At 65.1% G+C, this 15,449-nt stretch carries 17 protein-coding genes; 5 read left to right on the top strand and 12 right to left on the bottom strand.

Features of this window, described 5'->3' with window-relative positions; genetic code table 11:
• Positions 1-123: 123 nt before the first annotated feature.
• Entirely contained in the window at positions 124-2,004 is a 1,881-nt protein-coding gene (locus tag CYR32_RS08940) for a glycoside hydrolase family 15 protein (RefSeq protein ID WP_101824045.1), read from the top strand.
• Between the two features lie 77 nt (positions 2,005-2,081).
• Here CYR32_RS08940 and CYR32_RS08935 read toward each other — a convergent pair whose 3' ends face one another.
• Positions 2,082-2,309: a hypothetical protein gene (locus CYR32_RS08935; RefSeq protein WP_420912826.1), complete on the bottom strand. Its 228-nt coding sequence runs from the start codon at positions 2,307-2,309 to the stop codon at positions 2,082-2,084.
• 119 nt (positions 2,310-2,428) lie between these two features.
• Here CYR32_RS08935 and CYR32_RS08930 point away from each other — a divergent pair, with 119 nt between their 5' ends.
• Complete coding sequence (locus CYR32_RS08930; RefSeq protein WP_101824044.1) at positions 2,429-2,905, top strand: GNAT family N-acetyltransferase; 477 nt, start codon at positions 2,429-2,431, stop codon at positions 2,903-2,905.
• Between the two features lie 61 nt (positions 2,906-2,966).
• Here the strand turns inward: CYR32_RS08930 and CYR32_RS08925 are convergent, their stop codons facing one another.
• Positions 2,967-3,737, bottom strand: coding sequence for a DeoR/GlpR family DNA-binding transcription regulator (locus tag CYR32_RS08925; protein WP_101824043.1), 771 nt, complete (start codon positions 3,735-3,737; stop codon positions 2,967-2,969).
• A gap of 101 nt (positions 3,738-3,838) precedes the next feature.
• Between CYR32_RS08925 and hisN the strand changes: the two genes are divergently transcribed.
• On the top strand, positions 3,839-4,633 hold the full coding sequence (gene hisN / locus CYR32_RS08920) for a histidinol-phosphatase (RefSeq protein ID WP_101824042.1): 795 nt from the start codon (positions 3,839-3,841) through the stop codon (positions 4,631-4,633).
• 34 nt (positions 4,634-4,667) lie between these two features.
• Positions 4,668-5,834 (top strand): MFS transporter, encoded by a 1,167-nt coding sequence (locus tag CYR32_RS08915; protein ID WP_101824041.1) that lies wholly within the window; start codon positions 4,668-4,670, stop codon positions 5,832-5,834.
• Between the two features lie 48 nt (positions 5,835-5,882).
• On the opposite strand, the gene CYR32_RS08910 is transcribed toward CYR32_RS08915, so the two are convergent.
• From CYR32_RS08910 to nac, 6 genes are all read right to left on the bottom strand, one after another.
• Positions 5,883-6,620: an amino acid ABC transporter ATP-binding protein gene (locus CYR32_RS08910; protein WP_101824040.1), complete on the bottom strand. Its 738-nt coding sequence runs from the start codon at positions 6,618-6,620 to the stop codon at positions 5,883-5,885.
• A gap of 9 nt (positions 6,621-6,629) precedes the next feature.
• A complete protein-coding gene (locus CYR32_RS08905; protein ID WP_101824039.1) occupies positions 6,630-7,385 on the bottom strand; it encodes an amino acid ABC transporter permease in 756 nt (251 codons plus the stop codon).
• Between the two features lie 5 nt (positions 7,386-7,390).
• Positions 7,391-8,086 (bottom strand): amino acid ABC transporter permease, encoded by a 696-nt coding sequence (locus CYR32_RS08900; protein WP_101824038.1) that lies wholly within the window; start codon positions 8,084-8,086, stop codon positions 7,391-7,393.
• A gap of 14 nt (positions 8,087-8,100) precedes the next feature.
• On the bottom strand, positions 8,101-8,853 hold the full coding sequence (locus tag CYR32_RS08895) for an SDR family oxidoreductase (protein WP_101824037.1): 753 nt from the start codon (positions 8,851-8,853) through the stop codon (positions 8,101-8,103).
• Positions 8,854-8,983: 130 nt separating this feature from the next.
• Positions 8,984-9,421: a biotin/lipoyl-containing protein gene (locus tag CYR32_RS08890; RefSeq protein ID WP_101824036.1), complete on the bottom strand. Its 438-nt coding sequence runs from the start codon at positions 9,419-9,421 to the stop codon at positions 8,984-8,986.
• A gap of 130 nt (positions 9,422-9,551) precedes the next feature.
• On the bottom strand, positions 9,552-10,475 hold the full coding sequence (gene nac, locus CYR32_RS08885) for a nitrogen assimilation transcriptional regulator NAC (RefSeq protein ID WP_101824035.1): 924 nt from the start codon (positions 10,473-10,475) through the stop codon (positions 9,552-9,554).
• A 285-nt stretch (positions 10,476-10,760) separates the two neighbouring features.
• Here nac and CYR32_RS08880 point away from each other — a divergent pair, with 285 nt between their 5' ends.
• On the top strand, positions 10,761-11,963 hold the full coding sequence (locus CYR32_RS08880) for a pyridoxal phosphate-dependent aminotransferase (RefSeq protein ID WP_101824034.1): 1,203 nt from the start codon (positions 10,761-10,763) through the stop codon (positions 11,961-11,963).
• A gap of 61 nt (positions 11,964-12,024) precedes the next feature.
• On the opposite strand, the gene CYR32_RS08875 is transcribed toward CYR32_RS08880, so the two are convergent.
• The 4 genes from CYR32_RS08875 to CYR32_RS08860 all read right to left on the bottom strand — a co-directional run bounded on the left by CYR32_RS08875 (position 12,025) and on the right by CYR32_RS08860 (position 15,340).
• Entirely contained in the window at positions 12,025-12,795 is a 771-nt protein-coding gene (locus CYR32_RS08875) for a 5-oxoprolinase subunit PxpA (RefSeq protein WP_101824033.1), read from the bottom strand.
• 12 nt (positions 12,796-12,807) lie between these two features.
• Complete coding sequence (locus CYR32_RS08870; protein WP_101824032.1) at positions 12,808-13,794, bottom strand: 5-oxoprolinase subunit C family protein; 987 nt, start codon at positions 13,792-13,794, stop codon at positions 12,808-12,810.
• On the bottom strand, positions 13,791-14,420 hold the full coding sequence (gene pxpB / locus CYR32_RS08865) for a 5-oxoprolinase subunit PxpB (protein ID WP_101824110.1): 630 nt from the start codon (positions 14,418-14,420) through the stop codon (positions 13,791-13,793). Before pxpB ends, CYR32_RS08870 begins: the two co-directional genes overlap by 4 nt.
• Positions 14,421-14,500: 80 nt before the next feature.
• Positions 14,501-15,340 (bottom strand): transporter substrate-binding domain-containing protein, encoded by an 840-nt coding sequence (locus CYR32_RS08860; protein WP_101824031.1) that lies wholly within the window; start codon positions 15,338-15,340, stop codon positions 14,501-14,503.
• Between the last annotated feature and the right edge of the window lie 109 nt (positions 15,341-15,449).

Raw genomic sequence — 15,449 nt, 5'->3', positions numbered from 1 at the left:
TTTTTACACCGCCACCGGCGGGGGGCTGCCCGGCAGGGGCGGGGCGTAAAGGGCGGCACGGGTGTGAGAGGGGAGAGAACCATCCGGAAAGCAGAATTTCACTTAACTTATAAGGATCTACCTATGACGAAGTATCACGGTACGGAGGTATTCAGGGACGGTGAAGGGTTCTGCGACCTGGGGGACTATACCGCCCTCGGCGAAGGGCGGACGGTGGCGCTGCTGGCGCCGGACGGCTCCGTAGACTGGTGGTGCGTGCCGGGGCTGGACTCACCGCCACTGTTCGACCGGCTGCTGGACGCCGGGCAGGGCGGCTATTTCCAGCTGCTGCCGGAAGCGCCTTACCGTATGACGCGGCACTACCGCGAGAACAGCAACGTGCTGGAGACGCTATATGAGACGGCGGGCGGGCGGGTGAAAATCACCGAGTCGGTCAACAGCACGCTGGCAGGGCCGCTGCCGTGGAATGAGCTGGCGCGCCGCATTGAAGGGCTGGAGGGGCAGGTGGCGATGACCCTGCGGCTGAAAATCGGCACGGCGGCCGAGAGCCGCAGGCCGTGGAAGCACGACACCGTGCAGGGCACGGTCTGGAATGTCGGATCGCTGCTGCTGATGCTGCGCACCTCGGACGCCATCAACGATCAGGCCGCCTGTGACGATCAGGGGGTCACCGCCACCTTTACGGTTGACGCGGGCGAACGCTATCTGGCAGCGCTGCTGGTCACCGAGGATGAGCCGCTGGCGGTGCCCTGCCTGGAGCGGATTGATGAGCGCATCGAGACCAGCGACCTGGCCTGGCGGAGCTGGTCACACGGGTTATGTTACGAGGGCAAATACCGGGATGAGGTGCTGCGCTCCGCGCTGGCGCTGAAATTCCTCTGGTATTCCCCGACCGGCGCGCTGGCGGCCGCCGCGACCATGGCGCTGCCCGAGGGTGAAGGCAATGACAAGAACTACGACTACCGCTACGCCTGGGTACGTGACTCCTGCATGATCATCAAATCCTTTATCTACCTCGGTGCGCTGGAGGATTGTAAGGCGGCCTTCTCCTGGCTGGCGGCGGCGCTGAAAGCCAACGGCGGCGAGCTGCGCACCTGCTTCCGGCTGGACGGCACGCCGGTGCCGGAAGAGACCTACGTGCCGGTGCAGGGCTACCGGGGCGCGCAGCCGGTGCGCCTCGGCAACAACGCGGCCGGCCAGCTCCAGCTCTGCAACTACGGCGATGTGCTGGACACTGCCGCGCGCTTCACCGAAGCGGGCCACGTGCTGGACCTGCACACCTCGCGGCTGCTGGGGCACCTGGCGAACCGCTGCGCAGACAGCTGGATGCAGAAGGATTCGGGGATCTGGGAGCTGCCGGAGCTGCAGCACTACACCCAGTCGAAAATGGCCTGCTGGGTCGCCCTGAACCAGGCAGTAAACCTGGCGAAAGGCGGCTATATCGAACCCACCTGGCTGCAACGCTGGGAGCGCGAGCGCGACCGCATCCGTGACTGGATCGAGACCCACTGCTGGTCTGAGGATCGTCAGGCCTACACCATCTGGCCCGGCACCCCGCGGCTGGATGCCTCCGTGGCGCTGATGCACCAGTACGGCAAAGCGGTCTCCGAAGCGCGGATGCTGAGCACGCTGGATCTGCTGCGGGAGGAGCTGGGCACCGATCATAAGATGATCTACCGCTACACCGGCGTGGACAAAGAGGAGAACACCTTTATCGCCTGTGCGCTCTGGATGGCGGAAGCGCTGGCCGCGCTGGGACGGCAGGAGGAGGGGGAAAGCGCGATGCGCGTGGTGCTGGAGACGCTCTCCCAGGGGAAAAACGCCGGGATCATGAGCGAGATGTACAGCGTCCGCAAACAGAAATGCTGTGGCAACATGCCGCAGGGGCTGAGCCACCTCTCCGTGATCTGCGCCTCGCACACCATCTCCGTGGCCGCCGGTGCCGGGGACCAGGAGGCACTGGACAACCCCGGCGGCACCGACAGCGGCAATGTCCGGCTCTGAGTAATCCGGTAAGCCGCCCGCCCCCCGGCGGCCGGGGGCGGGCGCTCAGGCCGCGAGGCGTTTAACGAAGCGTTTTCTCACTTCGCGGTAGCCGTTGTGCTCGTAGAAGGCGTGGGCACAATGAAATTCATCACCAGCACCCCGTACAGCACCCCGCCCGATTCCGCCACCAGAATGCGCCGGTGGCTGTCGCCCTGTGCCAGATGGGCGCTGAGCGGGCCGGGTTCTGTCTGGTAGCCGAGCTGCAAAAAGAGCTGTTGCAGCGCGGCAACATCCCCCAACGCCGCCGATCTGATCGACATCATCGCCATTGCCCTTGTCTGATGGGGGATGACAGTGCCTGTGACCGCCTCACTGCCCCCTCGCCGGTGGGTTAAATTGTGTTAAATTCAGGCAAAGGGTATGAAAAACAAAAGGGGATGTCATGTTTCATATTGCGGAAGTGAGAACAGATTCAGCAGAACTGGCGGCGTTGGTGGCGGAGCTGGATGCCTTTATGGCACCGCTCTACCCGGCGGAGAGTAACCACTGCATCGATCTGGCGGCCATTGGGGATGACCACCTGCGCTGCCTGATGGTGCGGGATGAACAGGGCCACCCGGCAGGCTGCGGGGCGGTCTACCTGCAAGGGGAAGAGGCGGGGGAGGTAAAACGCGTCTACATCCGCCCGGCGTACCGCGGGAAAAAGCTCGGCGAAAAGATTATCGCTTACCTGGAGGCGCTTGCCCGGGACGCGGGCTGTTCCGTCCTGCGGCTTGAAACCGGCATCCACCAGCAGCCCGCCATCACGCTCTACCAGCGCTGCGGCTACCAGTTCTGCCCCCCGTTCCCGCCTTACACGGAAGACCCGCTCAGCGTCTTTATGGTGAAGCAGATCGGCGATGGGGCTGCCCGTTCATGAGGATACAGCGGTGAAACCGGGAGGCCGGGTATCAGGGCGGCCATCCGGCTGAGGCGCACTCTCAGGGATGCACCAGCCGGATATTTTTCTCTTTAAACGCGGCGAGCGTGGTGGCGGGCAGGCTGTTTTCCATCACCAGCACCGCGATCTCTTCGCAGGCGGCGACATGGTGGCGGGCGACGCCGGGCACCTTTTCGGCGGTCATCGCGACGATCACCTCATCACTGCGTACTATCATCGCTTTTTTAAACGCCGCATCCTCGTAGTCAAACACCGTCAGCCCCTCGTCGGCATCCAGTGCGCAGCCGCCTAAAAAGAGCTGGTCGAAATAGATCTGCGCCGCCTGCTGCTGGGCGGTGATGCCCACGCTGCCGCCGGTCTGCCGCTGCAGGCGGCCGCCGAGCATAATGACCTCACACAGCGGGTGCGCCATCAGCGCCACGGCAATCGCGGGCGTATTGGTGGCCGCGGTGAAGGCCAGATCGTCCGGCAGGGCGTGGGCAAAGGCCAGGTTGGTTGACCCGGCATCAATGAAGATGCAGCTCCCCGCCTTCACCAGCCCGGCGCAGGCGGCGGCGAGCCGCGCTTTCTCCGCGCTGCCCTGTTCCGCACGGGCGGCGAGATCCCCCGACGGCGGCACCACGCTGACCGCCCCGCCATACACCCGCTTGCAGACCCCTTCACGCGCCAGCTCCTGCAAGTCCCGCCGGATGGTGTGCTCTGAAACCTGCAACCTCTCCGCCAGGGCGGTGCCTACCACCCGGCCTTCACTGGCGAGCAGTTGCCGAATCAGCGATTGCCTCTGTTCCGGGAAAGCTGCATAATCGAGCATGTTAACTCCTGCAATATGACGTAAAGAATCAAGACCGAGCACAAACTATCATCTGGCGATAGTTTGTCAACCTGAATACCCTTTTACCTCAGGACGACATCATGAATCCTTCTTTACCGGACATCGCTTTTTTCCACGAACTCGCTAACGCCGCAGCCAAAGAGACCCTGCCGCGTTTCCGCTCCGCAGAGGATCTGGCCGTGAGCACCAAGCCCAAAGAGGGCTTCCGGTTTGACCCGGTTACCGAGGCCGACCGGTCAGCGGAGCGCGTGATGCGTGAGCTGATCGGCCGCCGCTACCCGGCGCACAGCATCATGGGCGAGGAGTACGGCACCAGCGGCGAGGGGCCTTACCAGTGGGTGCTCGACCCGGTGGACGGCACCCGGCCTTTCCTGTGCGGGTTGCCGGTCTGGGGCACGCTGATTGGTCTACAGTATGAAGGCCGCGCCGTGATGGGCATGATGAGCCAGCCCCATACCGGCGAGCGGTTCTGGTCAGACGGCACGCGCGCCTGGGCCAGCGGCCCCCACGCGGTGGCCCCGTTGGTGACCCGCAAAAACATCGCCCTCGATCAGGCGGTGCTGCACACCACCTCGCCGGAGCCGATCGCCCGCCACCCGGCTATCTGCTTTGCAGCGCTGACGGAGAAAACGCTGATGACCCGCTATGGCGGGGAGTGTTATGCGATGGCGATGCTGGCCGCCGGGCGGATCGACATCTGCGTCGAGTTCGCGCTTCAGCCCTATGACATCGTGGCGCTGATCCCGGTCATCGAGCAGGCCGGGGGCGTGGTCACCACGCTGGAAGGCGGGCGCGCGGAGCAGGGCGGGGCGGTGGTCGCGACCGGCTGCCCGCAACTGCACCAGCAGGTGCTGGCGGTGCTGAACGGCCGGTGACACCTATTTACTACGTTAAAGGAAGAGAGAGCTGATGCCAGATTATAGCGACACGATGAAGGAACCGCGGGCCGCGGCGCTGCCTGCCGGGCGGGAACAGCGGGCGACGCGGGTGATGTTTTTTATCGCCGGCTTTGCCACGGCAGGGTGGGCGGCGCTGGTGCCCTTTGCCAAGCTCAACACCGGCGTCAATGACGGCACGCTCGGGCTGCTGCTGCTCTGCCTGGGGGTTGGCGCGCTGGTCGCCATGCCGCTGACCGGCCTCCTTACCACCCGGTTCGGCTGCCGGGCGGTGCTGGTCACCTCGGTGCTGCTGTTCAGCCTGATCCTGCCGCTGCTGGCGGTACTGCCGGAGACCAGTATGCTGGCACTGGCGCTGCTGGTGTTCGGCATGGGGATGGGCACCACCGACTGCGCCATGAACGTGCAGGCGATCCTGGTGGAGAAGGCCGCCGATAAGCCGATCATGTCCGGCTTCCACGGCTTTTACAGCCTGGGCGGCATTGTCGGGGCCGGGGCGATGAGCGGCATGATGTCGGCGGGCCTCGCCCCGCTTGCTGCCAGCGTGGCGATCTCGGCGGTCTCCCTGTTGCTGCTCTTCTCCCACCTCAGCGGGCTGCTGACCTACGCCAACCCGGCGGAAGGCCCGGTGTTTGCGCTGCCGCGCGGCGCGGTGCTGACCATCGGCACTATCTGCTTTGCGGTGTTCCTGGCGGAAGGCACGGTACTGGACTGGAGCGCTGTCTTCCTGAGCGAGCACCGGGCGATGCCGGAAGCGATAAGCGGGCTGGGTTTTGCCTGCTTCGCCGCGGCGATGACCCTGGGCCGCCTCACCGGTGACGCCGTGGTGTCACGCTTTGGCCGCTACCCGGTGGTGATCACCGGCGCGCTGGTGGCGGCGCTGGGGCTGCTGCTCGCAGTGGTGCTGCCGCTCTGGTGGGCCGCCCTGGTGGGGTATGTGCTGATCGGCCTCGGCTGCGCCAATATCGTGCCGGTGATGTTCTCCGCCATCGGCCGCCAGCAGAGTATGCCGCAGGCGGTGGCGGTGCCGGCGGTCACGACCCTCGGCTATATGGGCGTGCTCTCCGGCCCGGCCGCCATCGGCTTTGTGGCGCACGCCAGCAGCCTGCCGATGGCGTTCCTGATGGTCGCGCTGCTGATGCTGGCCGTCGCCGCGCTCTGCCGTGCGGTGAAGATGTAACGGCGGCAAGGCCCTGAGCAACAATCAGGGCCTTGCTTTGCGTCATGCTTAATGCACCAGCAAATCACTCAGGAAGCGGCGGGCGCGGGCGTGTTGCGGCGCACGGAAAAAGGCGTCCGGCGTGGCTTTCTCCAGAATCTGCCCCTGATCCATAAACCAGATGGTATCCGCGACGTCGCGGGCGAAGTTCATCTCGTGCGTTACGCACATCATGGTCATTCCCTCCTGCGCCAGGCCGCGCATCACATTGAGCACCTCGCCGACCATCTCCGGGTCGAGCGCGGAGGTCGGTTCGTCAAACAGCATCACCGGCGGCTTCATCGCCAGCGCCCGCGCAATGGCCACGCGCTGCTGCTGCCCGCCGGAGAGCTGGAGCGGGTAGGCGTTGGCCTTATGGGATAACCCGACCCGTTCCAGCAGTGCGCCCGCCTGCCGGCGCGCCTCGGCCCGCTTCTCCCCCAGCACCTTCACCGGCGACACCATGATGTTCTCAATCACCGACAGGTGCGGGAAGAGGTTGAAGTTCTGGAACACGAAGCCGATGCGGGTGCGCAACTGGTTCAGGCGCGTGCTGCTGCCGTGGATGTCCACGCCGTCGAACAGGATTTCGCCCTGCTCAATCGGCTCCAGCCGGTTGACGGTACGGATCAGCGTCGATTTGCCCGAGCCGGACGGCCCGCACACCACCACCACTTCGCCGGTTTTGATCTCCGCGCTGACATTGGTCAGCGCCTGATAGTCGCCGTACCACTTATTGACCTGGTTAAACATAATCATGGGGCGCATGGCGGCTCCTTAGGGGGATTGGGTTTTGCTGAGCACCAGGGGTGCCGCGGGGATCGTGGTGTCCGGGCGTTCATTCCGGCGTTTAGCGGCGATGTGCGCCTCCAGCCGGTTCGCCAGCCAGGTCAGGCTGTAGCAGATGAGGTAGTAGCTCAGCGCCACGATGGCAAACACCTGGAACGGTTTGGTTAACAACTGGTTGCTGACCTGATTGGCGGCGTAGGTCAGCTCCGGCACGTTGATCACGTAACCGAGCGTGCTGTCTTTGATGATCGACACCAGCTGGCTGACCAGGCTGGGCAGGGTGTTGAACAGCGCCTGCGGCAGGATAATCAGGCGCAGGGTTTTCATGTGGCCCATGCCCAGCGCGCGGGAGGCCTCATACTGGCCGGCGGGCAGCGCCTGGATGCCGCCGCGCACGATCTCAGCGATATAGGCGCTCTCATAGATCACCAGCGTGCAGAGCATGGTGGCAAAGCCGCTGATGGTGTGGCCGATCAGCAGCGGCACGCAGAAGTAAGTCCAGAACACCACCATCATCAGCGGAATGCCGCGCAGCAAATAGACCCAGCAGGCGGCGGGCCAGCTCAGCCAGCGCCACGGCGACAGCCGCGCCAGCCCCAGCAGCACGCCCACCGGGAAGGCCAGCAGCACCGCCAGCACCGAGATCAGCAGCGTACAGAGCATGCCGCCGAGGGGGCCGTTGGGGTATTGCCCCATCAGCAGCAGCAGGCCGTTGTCATGCAGAATCGTCAACATATCAAACATGGTGGTTACCTCGCATAGGCTCGCTGGAAGCGGCGCGCCAGCAGGGCGCCGGCACCCATCAACAGTAGGGAGAAGGCCAGATAACCCAGGGTAGCGACCAGATAGGCCTCAAAAGTGCGGAAGGTCTGGTTCTCAATGTCGCGTGTGACGTAGGTGAGATCCGCCACGCCGATCACCATCGCCAGGCTGGTGTTTTTGAACAGCAACACGCTGTGGTTAATCACTGACGGCAGCGCGTTGCGGATGCCCTGCGGCAGGATCACCAGCCGCATCGACCGCACGTAGCCCATGCCCAGGGCGCGGGCCGCCTCGGTCTGCCCGTCCGGGATGGCGCGCAGGCCGCTGCGGAGGTCTTCCGAAAAGTAGGCCGCCTGGCACAGCCCCAGGGCAAACAGCGAGAACAGAAACTCGGCGTTAAACTCGTTCACCCACATCTGCACCGCTTCCGGCAGCAGCGTCGGGATGGCGAAGTACCACATCATCAGCTGGATCAGCGTCGGGACGTTGCGGTGATAGGAGACATAGGCGGAGACCAGCCACTGGGCGCTGCGGGCGTGGGTCAGGCGGATCACCACCAGGATCAGCGCAATGACCATGGCCAGCAGCCAGGCACCCAAGGCCAGTTCCAGTGTGACCACCATGCCGTCGAGGATCATCCGGCCGTGCTGGCCGCTCATCACGGTGCTGAAATCGAGTGCCATGGGAATCCTCCTGGTCAGTCCGCGGTGTCGCCGGGGCGCATGGTGGAGAGGCCGCCGGGCACCTGGAGGGTGGGCGTGATTTCGATATTGCCGATATTGACGGCCACCGGGGCGGAGAGCGCAAACGCCACGCAATCGGCGATGTCACCGGCCTGCGGCAGCTCAAAGCCCTCAATAAAGCGGCGGTGCGCCTCTTCATGGTTGCCTGAGACGTTGCCGAAAATCTCCGTGGCGACGCGGCCGGGGCAGATCTCCGTGACCCGTACCCGCTTGCCGTAGCAGTCGACGCGCAACTGGCGCGACAGCGCATGGACGCCCGCCTTGGTGGCGTGGTAGACCGAGTTGCCGTTGAAGTTGTAGATCGCCGCAATGGAGGTGATGTTGATGACGTGGCCGCAGTCGCGTGCCACCATGCCCGGCACCAGCAGGCGGCAGAGGTGCAGCACCGCCCGCAGGTTGACATCCACCTGGCTGTTGACCACGTTCTCATCCGCCTCAAGGATGGAACCGGGGTGGGAGATCCCGGCGTTATTCACCAGAATATCCACCTCAAGACCGCGGCAGAGCGCGGTCAGCGCGGCCAAATCGGCGACATCGACCGCATGGGGGATGCAGCCGGTGCGGTCAGCCAGCGCCGCCAGCTGCTCTTTGCGCCGCGCCACCGCATGCACGGTGATCCCCTCCCGGCACAAACGTTCCACAATCGCTTCGCCCATGCCGGCGGACGCGCCGGTGACCAGCGCAACTCGGTAATCTGAAAATGGCATCTTGCCTCTCCTGGTTTCGCCGCGCGAAGGCTCACGCGGCCGGTGAATTCCGGTTTTTTGACTCTAGGCAGTTACGGCGCGCAGGTATAAGACATAAACGCGCTGAGGCGATAAGGGCGGCTTATCACGCTCAGCCGGCAGCGGCGATCAGCATGATATCGCTGCCGAATTCCACCGCCTGATCCTGTGCCACCATGATGCGCGCGACCACGCCATCGGTTGGGCTGCGCAGCGGCAGGTAGAACGCGCCGACTTTAAGCAGCGCGACCAGCTCATGCTGCTTCACGGCCTGGCCCGGCTGCACCCAGGCGGCGTCATGCTGCGGGTGGCGCAGCACCACCCGGCCCGGCATCGGCGCAGGCAGCGGCGTGGCCCCGGGGGCCGGCGGCGCGCCGGGGGGCGTCACGGGGGCGGGCGGGCGCGGCGGTGCCCCGGCCGCCTGGCGTGGCGGGTAGCGCAGCGTCAGTGACCAGTGGCGGTTATTCAGCGTGATCTCATGCAGCCCTGACGCGTGCATTTTTTTCGCCAGCTGGCGAATCTGATCAAAGGCGAGCCTGTTCTTTTCCATATCCCTTCCGTTACGGCGGCAGTTAACACGCGCCGGGCAGAGACGGCCCACGCGCCGGAGTCTTGACTCTAGCGCGGGGCAGCGGTGGCAGGGTCAGAGGTTTTCGCGTTGGGGGAATAAGCCGCGCTTATCAGCCCACCAGCGTCAGCGGGCGGTTGTCGGCAGTGCGGCGGGCCATCAGTTGCAGCAGGATCGCTTTGACCGCCTCGGCCGGTTGCGACAGCGGCAGGTGGTCGGAGATGCAGAACGAGAGCGAGGTCTGCACCCCGGGGTCAATGATTCTGGCGATCCAGGCGTCAGCGGCTTTCACCATACCGCGTGCCGCCGACTCCGGCATGATGGTGCAGCCCATGCCTGCGGCCAGCGCGGCGTTGAGGGTGGTCTGTGATTCGATCTCGCACTTCACGCGGTAGCTAAGCCCGGCCTGGACAAAGGCGTCATCGGCCACTTTGCGCATGATGTTGTAGATGCGCGGCAGGAACAGGTCATGCTGCGCCACCTCCGCGAGGCGGATCTCGCGCACCGGCTCGCCCAGCAGGCGGGGGCAGACGAAATAGAGATCCTCTTTCATCAGCGGCAGGAAGCGCAGGCCGTGGATGTTGCGGTTGTCGTAAATCACCGCCATGTCCATGCGGCCATTCATGATCAGCTCACTGAGGGTGGTACCGAAATTCTCATTGAAATAGAGCACGATGCCGGGGTGCTGGCGCGCGACTTCCGCCATCAGCGGCAGCGCGAGCTGCTGGGCGGCGGTGCCGGGGGCCAGTCCCACGGAGACGTGGCCGGAGAGCGCCTGCCCGGCGCCGTCAATCGCGCTTTGCGCCTGGTCACACTGGCGCAGGATCGCCTGCGCGTGGGCGTACAGGATATTTCCCGCCTCGGTAGGGGTGACGCCGCGTTTGGTGCGGATTAACAACTGCTGATTGACTTCCCCCTCCAGCGTGGCCAGCTGCTGGCTCAACGCCGGCTGGGCAATATGCAGGATGTCCGCGGCCTGCGTCAGGCTGCCGACGTCCACGATCTTGATGAAGTATTTCAGGCGACGAAGGTTCATGGGCGCGCTCTCGTGTCATAACAGGTCTTTATCACACGCAAGATCGGTGCCAGAACGGCCGGCCTCGCCGGGGCGGCATTCCGGCGGCCCGCAACCCGGGAAAGCCCGGCAGGCTGCACCATCGCAGTGCGCCGCCACACCCTCAGCTATCGCATTGCGTTATGCCGCCACAGGAAAGCGCTATTAGCCGCCCGCGCGGGCACCGCCCTATGCTCGGGCTGAACTTCGCTGCCGCGGGCTGCTGCCTGCGGCCTCCGCTGACCTGCCATCTGGAACCCGTGCCCCATGCCTGATATTGCCGATCGCTTAACCCATGTTTCTGTCTCTGCCTCTGTCGCCATGACGCAAAAAGCGCGCGACCTCGCCGCGCAGGGCGTTGATGTTGTCGGGCTGTCTACCGGCGAACCCGATTTCCCGACCCCGGCGCACGCCATTGAGGCCGCCTATGCCGCCGCGCGCGCGGGCGACACGCGCTACCCGCCCACCGACGGCACCCCGGCACTGCGGGCGGCCATCCAGCGCAAATTCCTGCGGGATAACGAGCTGCACTACGACGTCAGCCAGATCCTCACCGCAGGCGGGGCAAAGCAGATCATCTTCAACGCCATGATGGCGACCATTAATCCCGGTGATGAGGTCGTGATCCCGTCCCCCTCCTGGATCAGCTACGCCGATATCGTCAAATTTGCCGGGGGCACGCCGGTGCCGGTGGCCTGCCATGAAGAAAATGGTTTCAAGCCGCTGCCCGCGGATCTCGACGCCGCCATCACCGCAAAGACCAAATGGCTGCTGATTAACTACCCCAGCAACCCCACCGGCGCGGTGGCGATCCACGCGGAGATGCGCGCCATCGCCGATGTGATGCTGCGCCACGCCCACGTCTGGGTGCTGACAGACGACATTTACGAACACCTGATCTATGACGACGCCACTTTCTGGACGCTGGCGCAGGTGGAACCGCGCCTTTACGATCGCGTCCTGACGGTCAACGGCGTCTCAAAAGCCTACTCCATGACCGGCTGGCGGCTGGGCTTCTGCGGCGGCCCGGCTCCCTTGATCAAGGCGATGAGCAACGTGAACACCCAGAACAGCGGCGGGGTGACCACGCTGACGCAGGCAGCGGCGGTGGCGGTGCTGGACGGCCCGCAGGATCTGCTGAAGGAGCGCGCCGGCATCTACCGCGAACGGCGCGATTATGTGCTGGCCCGCCTGGCGGCCATCCCCGGCCTGCGCTGCCACACACCGCAGGGCGCGTTTTACCTGTTTGTGAATGTCGCCGCGTTTATCGGCAAAACCAGCGCAGCAGGCCGCCACATCAATAATGATGCGGATTTCGTCATGGCGTTGATTGAGGAGCAGCATGTGGTCACGGTGCAGGGGGCGGCGTACGGCATGAGCCCCTATTTGCGGCTCTCCTACGCCACCAGCCTGGCGCGGCTCCAGACCGGCTGTGACCGGATCGCCGCGTTCTGCGCGGGCTGCCGTTGAGCGTACTGTTAAAAGAAAAGGGGGCCGGGCGGCCCCCTTTTTTATGGCTGTTCTATTACGGCTACTGCGCCAGCACTTCAGCGGCCGGGGCGACGCAATCGCCGTTGGCCTCAATTTCACTGCGCACTGTGCGCGCCAGTTCCACCGAGCCGGGCGTGTCGCTGTGGATCAGGATGGAGCGCGCGCGCACCGGCAGCGCCTCGCCTTCAAAGGTGGTGACCGTGCCCTGCTGCAAAAACTGCCGGACGCGCGCCCGCACCGCCTGCTCCTCCTTGATCACTGAACCGGCCACGCCGCGCGGCACCAGCCCGCCGTTGGCGTCGTAAGCACGGTCTACCAGGAACAGTGTCAGCCCCGGCAGCCCGACAGCCGCGGCGGCACGTTCAATCAGGCTGCCGGGCTGGGAGAAGATGATCAGCGCCGGGTCGATGCGGGCAATCGCCTGCATGACCCGGGCGGCCAGCGCCTCATCCTGGTTGATCATGTTCCCCATCGCCGCATGGAAACTGACATGCGCCACCCGCGTTTCCTCCGCCTGGGCGATGGCCCGCAGCGCGCCGAGCTGGTACACCACCTGCTGGCAGATCTCGTCTGCGCTGAACGGCAGCGCTTTCCGGCCAAACCCCTGCCGGTCCGGCAGCCCCGGGTGGGCACCGATGCCGACGCCGTGCGCTTTCGCCAGCCGCACCATGCGCGTCATGATCGCCGGGTCACCGGCGTGGAAGCCGCAGGCGATGTTGGCCGAGGAGACAACGCCCATCAGGGCGGCATCGTCACAGAGCTGGTAAACCCCGAACCCTTCGCCCATATCGGAATTAATGTCTATTTTCATCTGGTTACCTTGTCAGAAGCCTGCGACAGACGTGAGCATGGTGACGTTGTCACGCAGGTGGGAAAGCCAGCGGCCGATCGCCTGCTGGGCGTCAATCGCCCCTTGCGCATCGGTCTCAACCAGCTGGATCGACTGGCCGGGCTGCACCTGGCCCAGCCGCCATAAATCCTCTTCGATCACGCAGGCGATTTTCGGGTAACCGCCTGCGGTGTTGGCGTCACTGAGCTGGATAATCGGCTCCCCGGCGGGCGGCACCTGGACGATGCCGGGGATCAGCCCATAGGAGCGCATCTCCACGGTCTCTGCCGGGAAGATCGCCTCCCCGGCCAGCCGGTAGCCGGTGCGGTTACTTTGCAGCGACACCTGCCAGGGCTGCCGCCAGAAGCGCTCAGCGTCGGCGGCGAACAGCGGGTACTCGCCCGAAGGGATGGCGCGGATGTTCACCAGCCCGGCGCGGTTGCGGGTAAAGGTCTGGGGCATCGCCTGTTCCGGCGGCTCAATGCCGATGCCGGTGGGCGGCAGCGGCGGCGCGGCGGGTGTGCCTGCCGCGAGCCGGTCGCCGCGCTGCAACGGCCGCCCGGCAAACCCGCCGAAACTGCCGCGCAGGGCAGTACTGCGTGACCCCAGCACCGGCGGCACATCAATGCCGCCCGCCACGCAGAGGTAGCCGCGCGCGCCGCTGCGCGGGTAACGCAGCTCCAGCACCTGGCCGCGCCTGACCGCGCAGCCCCACCACGCCGGCAGGTCGGTGCCGTCCAGCCGGGCGCGGCAGTCAGCGCCGGTGATGGCGATAGAAGTATCGGCGGTAAAACGCACGCGGAACGGGAACATCTGTACTTCAATCGCGGCGGCGTTCTCCTCGTTGCCCAGCAGGATATTCCCGGCGCGCAGCGCCAGCGGGTCCATCACACCGCTCACCGAGACCCCGAGGTGACGCCAGCCGGTGCGCCCCAGATCCTGGACGGTATTCAGGGCGGCGCTCTGTTCTATCTCAATCACAGTTCGATCCTCTCCGGCACGAAGCGCACAGTGTCCCCCGGCGCCATCAGCGCCGGGCTTTCTGCCCACGGGTCAAACACCGCGATCTCGGCGTAGCCGATGGCGTTCCAGCCGTTCGGCCCGGTGAGCACCGAGACGCCCGCCTGCGGCCCGCCGATGGTGACGGTGCCCTTGAGCATATTGAGTGACGGCACTTTTTTACGCGGCGTGGCCAGCCGCGGGTCAAGGCCGTGCAGGTAGCCGAACCCCGGCGCGCTGCCGATGGCAAACACCGTGTAGTGGCTCTGGTAATGGCGGCGGATCACCTCCCGGGCGCTGAGGCCGGTGTGGCGGCAGACGGCGTCCAGGTCGCCGGCGTGTTCACCGCCGTAGCAGACCGGGATCTCAATCTGTTTGCCTTTTGCCTCCACCGCCTGCGCCCGCTGCCACAGCAGGTGCAGGCGGCGCTCAACGGCAGCCGGGTCAGCGGGCGTGGCGCGGAACAGCACCAGCAGGTTGGTGACGCCGGGGATCAGCGCCTCCACGTCCTCACAGGAGGAGAGGGCGTGGGCCAGCGCCCAGATGCGGCGCTGGGCGGGCAGGTCAAACGCGCCGGTGGTCTCGGCCAGCCAGGCGCGGCTGCCCATGGTGGAGAGCCGGATGCCCTCGCTGGCGGAAACGGCGGACAGGGGTGAAGGGCGCGGTGCCGCGCGTGACAGCCCCATCATTATTCCAGCGGTTCAAATTTCAGGCTGGCGAGCGGCTGGACGCGCTCTTCCCGCACCATGTTGTACTCCGTGCCCGGCCCGATCCAGGTCGTCCAGATCTTGTCGATGGTGCCGTTGTCATCCATCGCTTTCAGGCTGCTGTTGACGCTGGCGAGCAACGCCGGTTCGTCCCGCTTCATGCCGACGCCAATCGGCTCCAGGGCCATCGGCTCTTTGATCATCGCCAGCTCGATGCCCTCTTTTTTCGCCTGGTTGATCATCTTGATGGCGGTCATGGTGTTGGTGACGAAGCCCACCGCTTTGTTCTGCTCCAGCGCCAGGAAGGCGGAGGCGGCATCCTGGAAAGTCACCGCTTTGCCGCCCTGAAGGTGGATCGACTGCTCAGAGGTGGTGCCTTTGGTGGCGCTGATGCGTTTGCCTTTGAAATCTGCCAGGGTTTTTTCCGCGTTCGGCTTTTTCACCAGCAGCATCTCTTTCGCCACGTAGTACGGGTCACTGAACTGGATCTGGTTGCCGCGGGTTTTGGTGTAGGCGAGGTTGGCCACCAGCACGTCGGCGCGGCCGGTGGCGATCACCGCGATGCGCGCCTCGACGGAGGTCGGCATCAGGGTGGTTTTCACCCCCATCTGCTGACCAAGCGCGTGGCACAAATCGACATCCATCCCGGCGAGCTGGCGGGTTTTCGGGTCCGGTGAGGAGAAGGGCGGAACGTCAGAGTAGACGGCGCACCGCAGCTCGCCGCGCGCTTTTACCTCGGAAAGAAGATCCGCCTGGGCTGACGAAAACACCAGCAGGGCGGGCAGGGCCAGCGCAAGGGACGGGCGTAGCGTAAAGGTCATTCTGGATTCTCCCTGAAGATCGGATGGTTCCGGCTGCCCGCCTGGGCGCGGCAGAAGGCTGTATCCCGACTATATCGGCGTTGTTTTCCCCCCGGTAAGAGGGAAACCC

It is taken from the genome of Chimaeribacter coloradensis (assembly GCF_002858715.1).
Lineage (GTDB): Bacteria > Pseudomonadota > Gammaproteobacteria > Enterobacterales > Enterobacteriaceae > Chimaeribacter > Chimaeribacter coloradensis.
The sequence above is the reverse complement of the archived record's forward strand: the minus strand, read 5'-3'. Positions and strand labels throughout refer to the sequence as shown.